Source organism: Enterococcus sp. 5H (assembly GCF_028128615.1).
Lineage (GTDB): Bacteria > Bacillota > Bacilli > Lactobacillales > Enterococcaceae > Enterococcus_L.
In genome coordinates this window covers 1-15,736 of sequence record NZ_AMDP01000046.1, presented here as the reverse complement: position 1 = coordinate 15,736, position 15,736 = coordinate 1, and the positions used below count along the sequence as shown (strand labels likewise).

Here is a 15,736-nt window from a genome sequence, read left to right as displayed (position 1 = left end):
AAACCAGCCCCCATAAATGGTGCATGTAAAATCATATTGATTTCGTTAAAGGTTAACCAGTACTTCACTAATCCTTTATAGCGATTGAAAATCACCTTACATAAATTTTCATAAAAACCAACTAATTCACGACTGCGCCATGCGCCATATTTTTCTACTAAATGCATTGGACAATCAAAGTGTGTGATCGTTACCAGCGGCTCAATTCCATGTTTACGACATTCTTTGAATAAATCTTCATAGAATTTCAAACCTTCTTCATTCGGTTCTGTTTCGTCTCCTAGGGGGAAAATACGACTCCACGCGATTGATAGACGGTAAGTTTTAAACCCCATTTCACCAAATAAAGCAATATCTTCTTTGTAGCGATGATACATATCAATTGCTTCTTGTGCTGGATAAAAATGCTCGTTATCAAAGTCAAACATTTTTTTCTCACCGGTAATGACTGGGAAACGGTCTGGTCCAACTGGTGCTAAATCTACGTTTGCTAAACCGCGTCCACCTTCGTTGTAGCCACCTTCACATTGATTGGCTGCCGTTGCGCCGCCCCATAAAAAGTCTTTTCTAAATGCCATTTACATCAAACCTCCATTTTATTATATCAAAAGTCTTCTTAACGAATGACTTTCATTACATAGTCTCCTGCTTCAGCTGATTTTTTCGTTAATGTAATAATATCGCTAAAATCTGCTGAATTCGTTACCACAACAGGTGTAATTACATTATAACCTTTTTCACCTATTTTCTCTAAGTCAAATTCAATTAGTTTATCCCCTATTTGGATCTTTTGACCTTTATCTACAAAATATTCATACCCAGCTCCATTTAACTGAACTGTATCAATCCCAATATGAATTAATAACTCCACACCATCGTCACTGGTTAAACCAATCGCATGCTTCGATTCAAAAATAGCTGTTACAGTTCCTGAAACTGGAGCATAAACACTCCCCTCATCTGGTCTAACTGCAAATCCTTTTCCTAAAATTTCTTCTGAAAACATACCGTCTTCAACTGCTGAAAGTGGTAATACCTCTCCTTTAATTGGGGTTGCAACATCAACAAGTATGTCTGTTTCTTTCGTTTGATCAGGGCTTTGCGTTGGAACTTGTTCTTGTGATTCTTCTACACTCGGATCTTTATATAAAATATAAGAAACAACAAAAGAAATGACAATACTGATCGCGGCTCCAATACAAGCTAAATATAAATATTTCAACGTATCATCACCAATATAGCTTGGCAACGTCAATAAACCAGGTGAACCACCAGTGAAATTCTTCACTCGTCCAATTCCCATGAACAAGCCGCCGACTCCACCACCGATCATTGCAGCATACAGCGGCGTTTTAAATCTTAGGTTAACCCCATATAAAGCAGGCTCGGTGATCCCAAAAAGACCAGTTAATCCAGCAGAAGAAGCTAATTGTTTGATAGTAGAGTCTTTGCTTTTAAAACCAACTGCCAATGAAGCAGCTCCTTGACCGACATTTGACGCTAACATACCTGGATAGATCACTGAATCATAGCCTGTTGTCATACGATTGTTAATACCAATCGGTACCAATCCATAATGGGTTCCTGTTGCTACAAATAGCGGAGTTAATGCGCCGATAATCGTTGGAACCAACCACGGACTGAAATTTTCTAATGCTTTAATACCATTAGAAATTCCGTCACTAATCAGATAACCAACTGGACCAATCACAACTAATGAAACAGTTCCCACAATCGCAATCGTAATCAAAGGTTTACTGAAAAATTTAATCACTTTTGGTGAAACCTTATCCGCAATTGGTTCAACATATGACATAAACCAAACAGATAAAATAATCGGAATAACAGAAGAACCATATGTTACTGGTGAAATGGGTAAACCAAAAAGATGAATCCCGCCTTCGCCAGCTTCTTTAATAGCATTAACCATTCCAACAAAATTTGGATGAAGTAAAATCCCCCCAACCATCATCGCCAAATACATATTTGTTTTAAATTTTTGAGCTGAAGATGCAGCAAGCAAAATAGGCAAAAAGTAAAACGCTGAATCCGCCATAAAATCAATAATAATGTATGTTTGCCCAGTCTTATCAATCGCATTAAAAACAACTAAAAGGGATAAAACGGCTTTTAACATCCCTGCTGCTGTAATCGCTGGTAAAATCGGAGTAAAGATTCCAGTAATTGTGTCAATCACTTTAGCTGCCATACTTCTATCATCATTTTCTGGCGATTCACTTTGCGAACCTTCTAGTGAGGGAACTTCCTTTATAATTTCTTTATAGACACTGCCGACATCACTTCCGATAATTACTTGATATTGTCCACCTTTTGAGACAACGCCCATCACTCCTGCAGTATTTTTTATTGCATCAGTCTGAGCTTTCGCTTCATTCTTTAAGTTAAAACGTAATCGTGTCGCACAGTGAGTCAAATCACTAATATTTTGCTGTCCGCCTATTTTGTCAATTATATTATTTGCTAATTCCTGATAGTTCATTTAATTTCCTCCTAAAATCAAAAAATACCTAAGAGACCTCTTGTCTTAAAGAGATTTTTCTTAGGTATAGCCTGCTCTAACGCAGTAACAATCCATTTAATTGTTGGTAATTCTTCTAATATGAATCGTGAGATAAATCATCTCATCTTCTTTTAACTCTCGCCCAAATTCCTTGCCGATATATTCACGAATTTTCAAAGCACAGAGGTATTCTTCCTGATACTTTTCTTTCAACATAAACAGGAATCCTTCATCCTTATCCTTATCAAGCTCGATACCACTAAATAACCGTTGGACAAAAAATTTTAAATGGGTAATAAAACGCTCGTAGTTTAAAGAATATTCATCTAAATCTGTTTTATAATGATATTTAATAATATTAATTATTTTTTGAATAACTTTTGTCATTTCAGAAACCTGACTGACCTGTGATAAATCCAGTTCCGCATTGACAATGTGTAAAGCAATAAATCCTGCTTCGTCTTCTGGTAAAATAATACCCAGACGATTTGAAATAATGTTTAATGCTTCTTTGCCAATTAAATACTCATGATTGTAAAATCGTTTGATCTCCCAAAGCAGTGCATTTCTCACTGGTAAGTTATTGTTATGTCGCTCTATTGCATAATCGATATGATCGGTTAGCGTAAGATAAATGTTTTCATTTAATTTTTTTCCTAATGAAACCTTAGCAAAACCAATGATTTCATTTGCCACTTGTAAGTGCTCTAAACGAACATTTGATAAAAGCTGGGTTAACTTATTGGTTGTTAAATCTTGATTACTTGTATAGACTTTTTCAATTTGAGTATCATCAATCAAGTCACCCACATTCTTTTTAAAACCAATTCCTTTACCCATCACTAATACTTCTTGACCGTCTACATTCAGAGACTTAACAATATTATTATTAATTACTTTTTTTACTTCCATAATATCTCCTCAATGAGATTAGATCAGCTAGCTAATTAACTATGAATTAAAGAAATAAAGTATAGCCTGAAAATTCAGTAACAATCTTGATTTCTCTAGTTATTAAAACATGAAAATAAAGCGTTGTCAATATTCCATAGAGACTATCGATGAAACCTTTTCAAAATTAATTTCCTATAAAATATTTTTTATAACTTTTCGTATTAAAAAGAACTTGCTCAGAGAAAATCCTCTTTAAACAAATTCTTCTTAATACCACTTATTTAGTATAAATATTTTTCTTTCAACTGTTTGATCTGAGTATGACTAATCCCTAATTCTTCAGTTAAATAATTTAGAATTGTTCCATAGTGTTCTTCAATTGCTTGATATGCACCATCTAAATATTCTTTTTTTGTTTGCTGTAAAGAAGCCAAAAATGCTAATACATCTGCGTTTTCAGTATATTTTTTATAGATTGCCATTCTTTTAGCATTCCTTGGTGCATTCATTTTATCCGTTAATAAGTAATCTTGATAAATCTGCTCTTTATCTACTCCTAAAGCTGCTAAATACAGTGCTGCGGCCCAACCAGTCCGATCTTTGCCACCCTGACAATGAAAAATTAGCGGCGTAGTATGATCTTGTAATAGTGTTTCAAAAAATAGTCTGTAAGCATGTATAGCATTTTCGCCTAAGACTAATTGCTCCATTTGTTTAATCATTACATTACGATTTTTTTGAAGTTGTTTTCTTCCAGATTCTGTTTTTACCATTTGTTCAAGTTGTGCTATTTTGTCTTCGTCTTTTCTGGAAACGGTTTGAGTACTCGCTTGTTGAGCTACATCTGCATGAGGATTAAAGTTCAGTGATTGGCTTTCTTTAATTTCTTGATTTGGATCTTTAGCAATCTCTTCGGGCGAGCGAAAATCAATAATTCGTTTTATGCCAAGCTTCTCTAGATAGTTTTGGCCTTCGGTATCAATTTGATGTAATGCATCCGATCGAAAAACCAGACCCCAGCGTGTCAATCGACCTTCATCACTACGATAACCGCCTAGATCACGGCAATTATACAAATTATTTAATGGTAAACGACGTTCAGCACCTATTAACATTTCAGAGTTTGATTTAAGCTTAAAATAAAGGCGTTTTTTTGAATCTGGATCTTTTATTTCTTGCCAGCCATATTCAAGAACTTCTAAATAATTATTGGTACAAATCTGAATTGAACTGTCTCTTTCATAATAAACATTTGCTGGAAGCTCTACTATTTTTGGAATATAAACGGAAAAATTTTCCCCAACTCTTTTTACTTGCAGTGTTTCCATCTTTTCACACTCCTATTTTCCTTCAAGTGTTGCAGTCTCTTCTGCTACTCCTTGTTTATCTAATTTTTTCATAAATGGGAGATACAATAAAAATACTGCTACAAACTGTATCAACTGAACTACTAAACCTTGCCAACCTGCAGCCATAAAGCCAGACAGAAATGTCGGTAAATTCTTCGAAACATTTACACTAATAACTGGTAAAAAGCCAATGATCGTTGCAATATAAGCAATCCCTATACATAAAGCTGCTGAAAGTGTTAGTGGAATAAAAATCACAGCATTCATAATCATCGGAATCCCAAATTTCATTGGTTCAGTAATTCCAAAAATACTTGGAATAAATGAAATTTTCCCAATTGATTTAAATTTTTCACTCCTGCTCATCCAAACCAAAATAACAGCTAATGCTAAAGCTCTTGGACCTTTAAACGCATCTAAGAAAAATGAGTTAATAATATTTGTAGCAGCTTCACCAGCAGCTACTGCCTCCATGTTAGCATAGGCTTGTGTTGTAAACAAAACTGCAATGACTGAACCAACAACCATACTACCGTGAATACCGAAAAACCAGAGTAATTCTGATAAAAACATAATAAATAACGCTGACCAAATTGATCCACCTAACGATTCAAGCGGTGTTTGTAGATTTGTATAGATAAAATCATGAATATTGCCGAAACTAGTCTCACCAAAAGCAGTACTAATAATAATCGCTACAATAAAAATAATTGCAGCTGGTACAATGGCTTCAAAGGTTTTGGCTATTGCACTCGGAACACTTTCAGGCATTCTTAAAGTAATCCGTTTCTCAACCATTTTTGAAAACATCCACGTCACAACTAGAGCAACAATCATTCCTACAAAAATTCCTTGTGAACCTAAATAAGTTAGTTCAAAAGCTAATGTTGGCTTATCTCCACCTACATCAAAACTGGTAATTGGGGTAAGAACAAAAAATGTAGCTAGTGATAAAATAATTGATGCAATTTGATCCCCTTTCTTTTCCCTTGCCATTGCACAAGAAATACCAATAATCACATAAATTGTAATTAAATTACTTGAAATTGAAGTTCCTAGCGAACATGCTTTCAAAACAATTTCCGGCAGCCCTGGAATCATTCCAATAATCGTAGTCAAACTCCCAACAATCGTAATCGGAAGTGTCATCATCATTCCATTAGCAATACTTTTTACAAATGTGTTATTAGAAAACTTATTGACAAATACATTCAACCCGTTAATAAATGAACTTTTTCTCGTATCCGACATTGTAATTCTCCTTTTTTTATTTATTTAGATGCAATAACTTCTTGTGCTTTTTTAAAAACCTTTTCCCCGTTCATCATGCCATAATCCATCATCTCAATTACAAGTACTGGTATATCTGGATATTCATTTTTCACGTCATCTTGCTGATAGCCAACTTGCGGACCTAATAAAATGATATCCGTTCCATTCACTTGTTCTTCCAACTCGCTAAGTCCACAAGCTGAAATATCTGCATCAATTCCTTGAGAAGCCGCATATTCCTCCATTTTTTTAACTAACATTCCTGTTGACATTCCACCTGCACACGCTAACGTAATTTTCATCTTCTTCACCTTTTCTTTCTAATTATTTTCTTTCTTAATTAAAGTACGCAATTCTTGCATTTCTTCATGTAAATCCATAAATTCTTTGGCAAAATCAACTGCAGTGATCGCCGCCATCAGATGATCCTGTGCATGAGTCAAAAACATTGTAGCAGGCTCATCGGGATTATTCGCAAACCTTTGTAAAATATCCGTATGCTGCTGATGCGCTATTTTTAAATTACTTTTCGCCTCCTCAAAATTTTTCTTTGCTTCAGCTGCTGCGCCATCCTTTGCCTCTTTAATACCTTTCATTGCAAGACTCTTCGCATTTCCTGCATAAACAATAATTTGCATTACATCTGTTTCTAAAATCATTCAACCTTCTCCTTTCAAACATGTACTCCATTTCATCTTTATACTAGCAATAAGTGTGCCAAACAGATTAAATGACTGGTATATAAGCTTTCGATATGATGTGTTTCGTTTTTAGTCAATTTAAAACACTTTTCTATCCACTAGCAAAACACATAGTAAAAAATAAAACAGATGACTTTGACTATTTATTCAGATAACATTATACTTAAAGCAGAAAATAAAAAGCAGACTACTGCACGAGGTTGGAAAAATGAAAAGAATTGAAAAAATCGAAAAATTACTTACAAATTACAAAGAAAATAACCCTGCTACCGCCAGTGAAATCGCTGAACAACTCAATATTACACGAGCAAATGTCAGCAGTGATTTAAATCAGTTGGTAAAACTAGGTAAGGCAAAAAAAAGCGGAACAAAGCCCATCTACTTTTTTACTACCACTCCTAAGAGTGTCACTGAACAAACCCATTTAGAGAATTTCATAAAAAAAAGCCCAAGTCTTTTTCATTGTGGTGAACAAGCCAAAGCAGCTGTATTGTATCCTCCAAAAGGAATGAATATTTTACTTACAGGAGAAACTGGCGTGGGTAAAAGCATGTTCGCAGAGCTAATCTATAAATATGCACTATCACAAAATAGATTGAAAGCGCATTCTGAGTTTGTCACGTTTAACTGTGCAGATTATGCAAATAATCCGCAGCTATTAGTTGGGACTATTTTCGGTATAAAAAAAGGAACTTATACTGGAGCTGAAGAAGATCGTGAAGGTCTTTTAGAAAAGGCAAATAATGGGATCCTTTTCCTTGATGAAATTCATCGTTTACCACCAGAAGGACAAGAAATGCTATTTACCTTTATTGATCGTGGCGTCTATCGCAGACTGGGAGAAACCAGCAGTGATCGTTTTGGACAAGTGTTACTAATTTGCGCTACAACAGAAGATACTTCTTCTACCTTATTGCAGACTTTTATACGAAGAATACCGATGAGAATCGAAATACCAAACTTGCTTGAGCGTGGATTGGACGAGCGTTTAAATCTAATTTCAACTTTTTTTCAAACAGAATCAAAAAATCTTGGAACTACGATTGAAGTATCTACTAACACTATTCGTGCATTATTAGGTTATTCTTGTCCAAATAATGTAGGTCAGCTAAAAGCGGATATTCAATTACTCTGTGCTAAGGCCTATTCACAGTTTATTGCTAGACAAGAAGAATCAATCAAAGTTAGCAGTTATGAATTACCTCAATACATTCGAGAAGGGTTATATAATAGTGAAGATCGCAATAAAATTTGGTTGCTATTACCAAACACAAATAGCCGTTTTTTTCTTTTTAACGAAGAAGAAACAACTCTATTTTCTTCTGATAAAGCAACTGACATTTATCAAATTATTGAGCAAAAAATGAATGATATGGAACGAATTGGCTTGGATATTTCACAAACCCCGGAAATTATTGATACTACAATCACTAACTATTATCGGACATACAATAATGATACAAATGTTGACCTAAACAATCTCGAACAAATCGTTGGTTCAGAAATAGTCGCCACAGCCAATAAAGTTTGTGACAAAGCATCGCGTTTATTGAATTATCATTTACCAGAAAATGTTCAATATGGTTTAGCTTTGCATTTATATAACACAATTCAACGAGTTAAACGAGGTCAGACAATTCGTAATCCCCGAATTGCCGAAATAAAGAAAGAATATCCCCTTCTCTTTGAAACTGCACAACATTGCCTTTCAGTTATCGAAGCAGATTTTAGTATTCATCTTCCCGAAGATGAGGCTGGTTTTCTTTCTTTATTTTTTACTAAGGAAAAATATAATAACCAGAAAAAAAGTAAAGTAGAAGTCATTGTTGTTGCACATGGTGAATCCACCGCAACTAGCATGGCTAATGTAGTAAACAAATTACTAAGCGAACAAATTGCCGTAGGATTTGATATGAACTTAACGGATAAGCCAATTATCGCTTTAACTAACATTAAAGAGTATTTATCTACTAAAGATCATCCTAAAGATATCCTTTTACTTGTAGATATGGGATCATTAATCAATTTTAAAGATGAATTAAAAGAGGCATTAGCTATTAATATTCAATGTATTGAGCTAGTCAGCACACTCCACGTTTTAGAGGCCAGCAGGAAAGCTGCTCTAGGCTATACATTAAATGAAATTTACGAATCAACACTAAATATTAAAGGACTTTCAACATATAAAAAAACACACAAAGAGGAAATCAAAGCATTCAAAATTTATGTACTTGCACTTTGTACAACTGGTGAAGGTTCTGCTCAACTAATAAAAAAAATGCTTAGTGATCGTTTAAACTTAAGAGGAGACATTTGCGAAATTAAATCTTTACAAATTACTGATACAAAACTACTAGAGCAGTCGATTGCAAACTTGACCCAATCTGGGAAAATAATTTGCACAATTGGAACCTTTCAATTGTCCTTATCATCCCCCCATTTTTCAATAGTAAAAACACTAAGTAGTTCAACCGCTACTCAAATTCAAACTTTGATTGATTATGAAGTTGCTTTTGAAGGAATGCGTACAAATATTTCACAAATGTTGGAATACGAAGACGGCGAAAACTTGATTTTTTCCATTCGAGAATGGGTGGAAAAAATGTCTAACGAAATTACACCTAATATTTCGTATGAAATAAAAGTTGGTCTAGCTTGCCATATTGTTTGCATGATCGATCGCTTAAAACAAGGAAAAAACGTTAGCAGTTTCCCTCAAACGCTATCCTTCAAAAAAAAATATACAAACGAAATTACTAAAGTTCAAAAAAATTGTCTATTTTTAGAAACATTATATGATGTAACGATACCTGAAGATGAAATATTTTATATAACCGCTTTTTTTATGAATGAATCATTTATGTAGAATTTATAGTAGAATTTCCATTTAATATTGGAAGTACTAATATAAATTTTAAAGACATACAAAAAAGTATCAACGTATAATTACGTTGATACTTAAATAATACCGGCGGCCGGGGTCGAACCGGCACGCCCTCGCGGGCACTGGATTTTGAGTCCAGCGCGTCTGCCAATTCCGCCACGCCGGCATAAAATATTTTGCAAGGCGGTAACCGGATTTGAACCGGTGATGAAGGTTTTGCAGACCTCTGCCTTACCACTTGGCTATACCGCCATATTACAATGTAGTCTCATAAAGAGAAACTGGGGTAGCTGGATTCGAACCAACGCATGACAGGATCAAAACCTGTTGCCTTACCGCTTGGCTATACCCCAATAATTAAAGCTAAGGGCGACTGATGGGAATCGAACCCACGCGTGGCGGAACCACAATCCGCTGTGTTAACCACTTCACCACAATCGCCATAAAAAAGTACATATTATAATAATTAAAGCTAAGGGCGACTGATGGGGATCGAACCCACGCATGGCGGAACCACAATCCGCTGTGTTAACCACTTCACCACAATCGCCATAGTATTATTAACAGGGATAGTAGGAATCGAACCCACAATGACGGTTTTGGAGACCGTAGTTATACCGTTTAACTATATCCCTACTTTGTAATGGAGGAAAGTGGATTCGAACCACTGAACCCTAAGGAACGGATTTACAGTCCGTCGCGTTTAGCCACTTCGCTATTCCTCCAAATGGCGCAAGACAGAATCGAACTGCCGACACACGGAGCTTCAATCCGTTGCTCTACCAACTGAGCTACTGCGCCAAAAAATATAATGGTAACGGTCTGGACGGGACTCGAACCCGCGACCTCCTGCGTGACAGGCAGGCATTCTAACCAGCTGAACTACCAGACCGTAATTTAATGGAGGTTGACGGGATCGAACCGCCGACCCCCTGCTTGTAAGGCAGGTGCTCTCCCAGCTGAGCTAAACCTCCAAAAAATATAAATGATAAATGACCCGTACGGGAATCGAACCCGTGATACCGCCGTGAAAGGGCGGTGTCTTAACCGCTTGACCAACGGGCCAATAAAATCTTAATACGGAGAGTAAGGGATTCGAACCCTTGAGACAGTGTTCACCGTCTACATGATTTCCAATCATGCTCCTTCGGCCTCTCGGACAACTCTCCCTCCAGAGTTTAAAGAAGCAAAGCATTACTCATTTAGCCCTATATTAAGGAACTCCGGCAGTAGGACTCGAACCTACGACATCATGATTAACAGTCATGCGCTACTACCAACTGAGCTATGCCGGAATAATTAGCGTGGCGACGTCCTACTCTCACAAAGGGAAACCCTTCACTACAATCGGCGCTAAGAAGCTTAACTTCTGTGTTCGGCATGGGAACAGGTGTATCCTTCTCGCTATCGCCACCACACTGGGTGTTGTTGTATTTACTTGAGTGATTGTTCACTCAAAACTGGATTGAAGTTGTAATCAAATTGACCAAGATCTTTTATTTTATTTCTTTTGGTTAAGTCCTCGACCGATTAGTATTGGTCCGCTCCATACATCACTGTACTTCCACTTCCAACCTATCTACCTGATCATCTCTCAGGGGTCTTACTTTCTTAAAGAAATGGGAAATCTCATCTTGAGGTGGGCTTCACACTTAGATGCTTTCAGCGTTTATCCCTTCCCTACATAGCTACCCAGCAATGCCCTTGGCAGAACAACTGGTACACCAGCGGTAAGTCCATCCCGGTCCTCTCGTACTAAGGACAGCTCCTCTCAAATTTCCAACGCCCGCGACGGATAGGGACCGAACTGTCTCACGACGTTCTGAACCCAGCTCGCGTGCCGCTTTAATGGGCGAACAGCCCAACCCTTGGGACCGACTACAGCCCCAGGATGCGACGAGCCGACATCGAGGTGCCAAACCTCCCCGTCGATGTGGACTCTTGGGGGAGATAAGCCTGTTATCCCCAGGGTAGCTTTTATCCGTTGAGCGATGGCCCTTCCATGCGGAACCACCGGATCACTAAGCCCGACTTTCGTCCCTGCTCGACTTGTAAGTCTCGCAGTCAAGCTCCCTTCTGCCTTTACACTCTGCGAATGATTTCCAACCATTCTGAGGGAACCTTTGGGCGCCTCCGTTACCTTTTAGGAGGCGACCGCCCCAGTCAAACTGCCCACCTGACACTGTCTCCCAGCCCGATAAGGGCTGCGGGTTAGAGGGTTCATAACACAAGGGTAGTATCCCACCAGCGCCTCCACCGAAACTAGCGTTCCGGTTTCATCGGCTCCTACCTATCCTGTACATGTGGTACAAACACTCAATATCAAGCTACAGTAAAGCTCCATGGGGTCTTTCCGTCCTGTCGCGGGTAACCTGCATCTTCACAGGTACTAAAATTTCACCGAGTCTCTCGTTGAGACAGTGCCCAAATCGTTACGCCTTTCGTGCGGGTCGGAACTTACCCGACAAGGAATTTCGCTACCTTAGGACCGTTATAGTTACGGCCGCCGTTTACTGGGGCTTCAATTCTGAGCTTCGCCGAAGCTAACCCATCCTCTTAACCTTCCAGCACCGGGCAGGCGTCAGCCCCTATACGTCATCTTTCGATTTTGCAGAGACCTGTGTTTTTGATAAACAGTCGCTTGGGCCTATTCACTGCGGCTGACCGAAGTCAGCACCCCTTCTCCCGAAGTTACGGGGTCATTTTGCCGAGTTCCTTAACGAGAGTTCGCTCGCTCACCTTAGGATACTCTCCTCGACTACCTGTGTCGGTTTACGGTACGGGCAGTTGTTTTCTCACTAGAAGCTTTTCTTGACAGTGTGACATCAGGAACTTCGGTACTATTATTTCCCTCCCCATCACAGCTTGTCCGTACAGAGTAAAGCATTTGACTCTACTCAAGACTTACTGCTTGGACATGCACTTCCAGTCGCATGCATTCCTTAGCCTCCTGCGTCCCTCCATTGCTCAAACAAAAACAACTGGTACAGGAATATCAACCTGTTGTCCATCGCCTACGCCTTTCGGCCTCGGCTTAGGTCCCGACTAACCCTGGGCGGACGAGCCTTCCCCAGGAAACCTTAGTCATACGGTGGACGGGATTCTCACCCGTCTTTCGCTACTCATACCGGCATTCTCACTTCTAAGCGCTCCAGCCGTCCTCACGATCGACCTTCAACGCCCTTAGAACGCTCTCCTACCATCACACCAGAGGTGTGATCCACAGCTTCGGTAATATGTTTAGCCCCGGTACATTTTCGGCGCAGGGTCACTCGACTAGTGAGCTATTACGCACTCTTTAAATGGTGGCTGCTTCTGAGCCAACATCCTAGTTGTCTGTGCAACCCCACATCCTTTTCCACTTAACATATATTTTGGGACCTTAGCTGGTGGTCTGGGCTGTTTCCCTTTCGACTACGGATCTTATCACTCGCAGTCTGACTGCCGAATATGAATGAATGGCATTCGGAGTTTATCTGAATTCGGTAACCCGAGATGGGCCCCTAGTCCAAACAGTGCTCTACCTCCATCATTCTCAACTTCGACGCTAGCCCTAAAGCTATTTCGGAGAGAACCAGCTATCTCCAAGTTCGTTTGGAATTTCTCCGCTACCCACAGCTCATCCCCGCACTTTTCAACGTACGTGGGTTCGGTCCTCCAGTGCGTTTTACCACACCTTCAACCTGGCCATGGGTAGATCACATGGTTTCGGGTCTACGACTACATACTCAATCGCCCTATTCAGACTCGCTTTCGCTGCGGCTCCGGCTCTTCACCTTAACCTCGCATGCAATCGTAACTCGCCGGTTCATTCTACAAAAGGCACGCCATCACCCATTAACGGGCTTTGACTTGTTGTAGGCACACGGTTTCAGGATCTATTTCACTCCCCTTCCGGGGTGCTTTTCACCTTTCCCTCACGGTACTGGTTCACTATCGGTCATTAGGGAGTATTTAGCCTTGCGGGATGGTCCCCGCGGATTCCGACGGAATTTCTCGTGTTCCGCCGTACTCAGGATCCTCCTAGGTGTTGCCAACATTTCGTCTACGGGGCTATTACCCACTTTGGCGGACCTTTCCAAGTCCTTCGACTATCTTGACAGACTACCACAACGGAGTCCTACAACCCCAACAAGCAAGCTTGTTGGTTTGGGCTTTTCCCGTTTCGCTCGCCGCTACTCAGGGAATCGAATTTTCTTTCTCTTCCTGCAGGTACTTAGATGTTTCAGTTCTCTGCGTCTACCTCTAACCAGCTATGTATTCACTGGAAAGTAACATCCTATAAAAGATGCTGGGTTTCCCCATTCGGAAATCTCTGGATCATAGCTCACTTACAGCTCCCCAAAGCATATCGGTGTTAGTCCCGTCCTTCATCGGCTCCTAATGCCAAGGCATCCACCGTGCGCCCTTATTCACTTAACCTTGTCAACCTTGCGGTTGGGTCTTGACCACTTCTTCTAGCGATAGAAGGTTAGTCAATAAAATAAGCTTCGAACAATTAATTAATTAACTCTTCAACGCGGTGTTCTCGGTTTGTTTTGATTACTTTTTTACTTCAATATCCAGTTTTCAATGAACAATCGTTTGAGAGTAGACCTCTCAAAACTGAACAAAGTGTTAACGAATGTGTAGGTTTCCGTAATATTCCTTAGAAAGGAGGTGATCCAGCCGCACCTTCCGATACGGCTACCTTGTTACGACTTCACCCCAATCATCTATCCCACCTTAGGCGGCTGGCTCCAAAAGGTTACCTCACCGACTTCGGGTGTTACAAACTTTCGTGGTGTGACGGGCGGTGTGTACAAGGCCCGGGAACGTATTCACCGCGGCGTGCTGATCCGCGATTACTAGCGATTCCGGCTTCATGTAGGCGAGTTGCAGCCTACAATCCGAACTGAGAGAAGCTTTAAGAGATTTGCATGACCTCGCGGCCTAGCGACTCGTTGTACTTCCCATTGTAGCACGTGTGTAGCCCAGGTCATAAGGGGCATGATGATTTGACGTCATCCCCACCTTCCTCCGGTTTGTCACCGGCAGTCTCGCTAGAGTGCCCAACTGAATGATGGCAACTAACAATAAGGGTTGCGCTCGTTGCGGGACTTAACCCAACATCTCACGACACGAGCTGACGACAACCATGCACCACCTGTCACTTTGTCCCCGAAGGGAAAGTTCTATCTCTAGAGTGGTCAAAGGATGTCAAGACCTGGTAAGGTTCTTCGCGTTGCTTCGAATTAAACCACATGCTCCACCGCTTGTGCGGGCCCCCGTCAATTCCTTTGAGTTTCAACCTTGCGGTCGTACTCCCCAGGCGGAGTGCTTAATGCGTTTGCTGCAGCACTGAAGGGCGGAAACCCTCCAACACTTAGCACTCATCGTTTACGGCGTGGACTACCAGGGTATCTAATCCTGTTTGCTCCCCACGCTTTCGAGCCTCAGCGTCAGTTACAGACCAGAGAGTCGCCTTCGCCACTGGTGTTCCTCCATATATCTACGCATTTCACCGCTACACATGGAATTCCACTCTCCTCTTCTGCACTCAAGTCTCCCAGTTTCCAATGACCCTCCCCGGTTGAGCCGGGGGCTTTCACATCAGACTTAAGAAACCGCCTGCGCTCGCTTTACGCCCAATAAATCCGGACAACGCTTGCCACCTACGTATTACCGCGGCTGCTGGCACGTAGTTAGCCGTGGCTTTCTGGTTAGATACCGTCAAGGTAAGAGCAGTTACTCTCCTACTTGTTCTTCTCTAACAACAGAGTTTTACGATCCGAAAACCTTCTTCACTCACGCGGCGTTGCTCGGTCAGACTTTCGTCCATTGCCGAAGATTCCCTACTGCTGCCTCCCGTAGGAGTCTGGGCCGTGTCTCAGTCCCAGTGTGGCCGATCACCCTCTCAGGTCGGCTATGCATCATGGCCTTGGTGAGCCGTTACCTCACCAACTAGCTAATGCACCGCGGGTCCATCCATCAGTGACACCCGAAAGCGTCTTTCAAATCAACACCATGCGGTGTCGACTATTATGCGGTATTAGCACCTGTTTCCAAGTGTTATCCCCCTCTGATGGGCAGGTTACCCACGTGTTACTCACCCGTCCGCCACTCCTCTTTCCAA

8 protein-coding genes, 13 tRNA genes and 3 rRNA genes are annotated in these 15,736 nt (G+C 40.4%); 1 reads left to right on the top strand and 23 read right to left on the bottom strand.

Annotated features, from left to right (window positions below):
• The 7 genes from C240_RS13520 to C240_RS13490 all read right to left on the bottom strand — a co-directional run.
• Positions 1–578, bottom strand: a 578-nt coding sequence (locus C240_RS13520; protein ID WP_271496990.1) for a family 1 glycosylhydrolase, incomplete at its 3' end; no start/stop codon positions are given.
• A gap of 38 nt (positions 579–616) precedes the next feature.
• Positions 617–2,500 (bottom strand): beta-glucoside-specific PTS transporter subunit IIABC, encoded by a 1,884-nt coding sequence (locus C240_RS13515; protein ID WP_271496989.1) that lies wholly within the window; start codon positions 2,498–2,500, stop codon positions 617–619.
• 96 nt (positions 2,501–2,596) lie between these two features.
• The gene (licT, locus tag C240_RS13510; RefSeq protein ID WP_271496988.1) at positions 2,597–3,433 is read right to left on the bottom strand and encodes a BglG family transcription antiterminator LicT; all 837 of its coding nucleotides are present in this window, start codon (positions 3,431–3,433) and stop codon (positions 2,597–2,599) included.
• Between the two features lie 263 nt (positions 3,434–3,696).
• The gene (locus C240_RS13505; RefSeq protein ID WP_271496987.1) at positions 3,697–4,743 is read right to left on the bottom strand and encodes a tyrosine-protein phosphatase; all 1,047 of its coding nucleotides are present in this window, start codon (positions 4,741–4,743) and stop codon (positions 3,697–3,699) included.
• Between the two features lie 12 nt (positions 4,744–4,755).
• Positions 4,756–6,015, bottom strand: a complete 1,260-nt coding sequence (locus C240_RS13500; protein ID WP_271496986.1) for a PTS sugar transporter subunit IIC — start codon at positions 6,013–6,015, stop codon at positions 4,756–4,758.
• A 20-nt stretch (positions 6,016–6,035) separates the two neighbouring features.
• Entirely contained in the window at positions 6,036–6,338 is a 303-nt protein-coding gene (locus tag C240_RS13495; RefSeq protein ID WP_271496985.1) for a PTS sugar transporter subunit IIB, read from the bottom strand.
• Positions 6,339–6,356: 18 nt separating this feature from the next.
• Positions 6,357–6,695, bottom strand: coding sequence for a PTS lactose/cellobiose transporter subunit IIA (locus tag C240_RS13490; RefSeq protein ID WP_271496984.1), 339 nt, complete (start codon positions 6,693–6,695; stop codon positions 6,357–6,359).
• 250 nt (positions 6,696–6,945) lie between these two features.
• Between C240_RS13490 and C240_RS13485 the strand changes: the two genes are divergently transcribed.
• Positions 6,946–9,603, top strand: coding sequence for a sigma 54-interacting transcriptional regulator (locus C240_RS13485; protein WP_271496983.1), 2,658 nt, complete (start codon positions 6,946–6,948; stop codon positions 9,601–9,603).
• Positions 9,604–9,703: 100 nt separating this feature from the next.
• On the opposite strand, the gene C240_RS13480 is transcribed toward C240_RS13485, so the two are convergent.
• The 16 genes from C240_RS13480 to C240_RS13405 form a co-directional block, all read right to left on the bottom strand.
• A tRNA-Leu gene (locus C240_RS13480) sits at positions 9,704–9,787 on the bottom strand.
• 15 nt (positions 9,788–9,802) lie between these two features.
• Positions 9,803–9,873, bottom strand: a tRNA-Cys gene (locus tag C240_RS13475).
• Positions 9,874–9,902: 29 nt separating this feature from the next.
• Positions 9,903–9,974, bottom strand: a tRNA-Gln gene (locus tag C240_RS13470).
• A gap of 15 nt (positions 9,975–9,989) precedes the next feature.
• Positions 9,990–10,062: transfer RNA gene (locus C240_RS13465), tRNA-His, on the bottom strand.
• A 36-nt stretch (positions 10,063–10,098) separates the two neighbouring features.
• Positions 10,099–10,171: transfer RNA gene (locus C240_RS13460), tRNA-His, on the bottom strand.
• Positions 10,172–10,185: 14 nt separating this feature from the next.
• Positions 10,186–10,256: transfer RNA gene (locus C240_RS13455), tRNA-Trp, on the bottom strand.
• 9 nt (positions 10,257–10,265) lie between these two features.
• Positions 10,266–10,346, bottom strand: a tRNA-Tyr gene (locus C240_RS13450).
• A gap of 3 nt (positions 10,347–10,349) precedes the next feature.
• Positions 10,350–10,422 (bottom strand) — tRNA-Phe (locus C240_RS13445).
• Between the two features lie 17 nt (positions 10,423–10,439).
• Positions 10,440–10,513: transfer RNA gene (locus C240_RS13440), tRNA-Asp, on the bottom strand.
• Between the two features lie 9 nt (positions 10,514–10,522).
• Positions 10,523–10,595 (bottom strand) — tRNA-Val (locus tag C240_RS13435).
• A 19-nt stretch (positions 10,596–10,614) separates the two neighbouring features.
• Positions 10,615–10,686, bottom strand: a tRNA-Glu gene (locus C240_RS13430).
• A 15-nt stretch (positions 10,687–10,701) separates the two neighbouring features.
• Positions 10,702–10,790: transfer RNA gene (locus tag C240_RS13425), tRNA-Ser, on the bottom strand.
• A 52-nt stretch (positions 10,791–10,842) separates the two neighbouring features.
• Positions 10,843–10,916: transfer RNA gene (locus C240_RS13420), tRNA-Asn, on the bottom strand.
• A 7-nt stretch (positions 10,917–10,923) separates the two neighbouring features.
• Positions 10,924–11,039, bottom strand: a 5S ribosomal RNA gene (rrf, locus tag C240_RS13415).
• Positions 11,040–11,131: 92 nt separating this feature from the next.
• A 23S ribosomal RNA gene (locus C240_RS13410) occupies positions 11,132–14,043 on the bottom strand.
• Positions 14,044–14,273: 230 nt separating this feature from the next.
• Positions 14,274–15,736, bottom strand: a 16S ribosomal RNA gene (locus C240_RS13405); the annotation flags it as partial.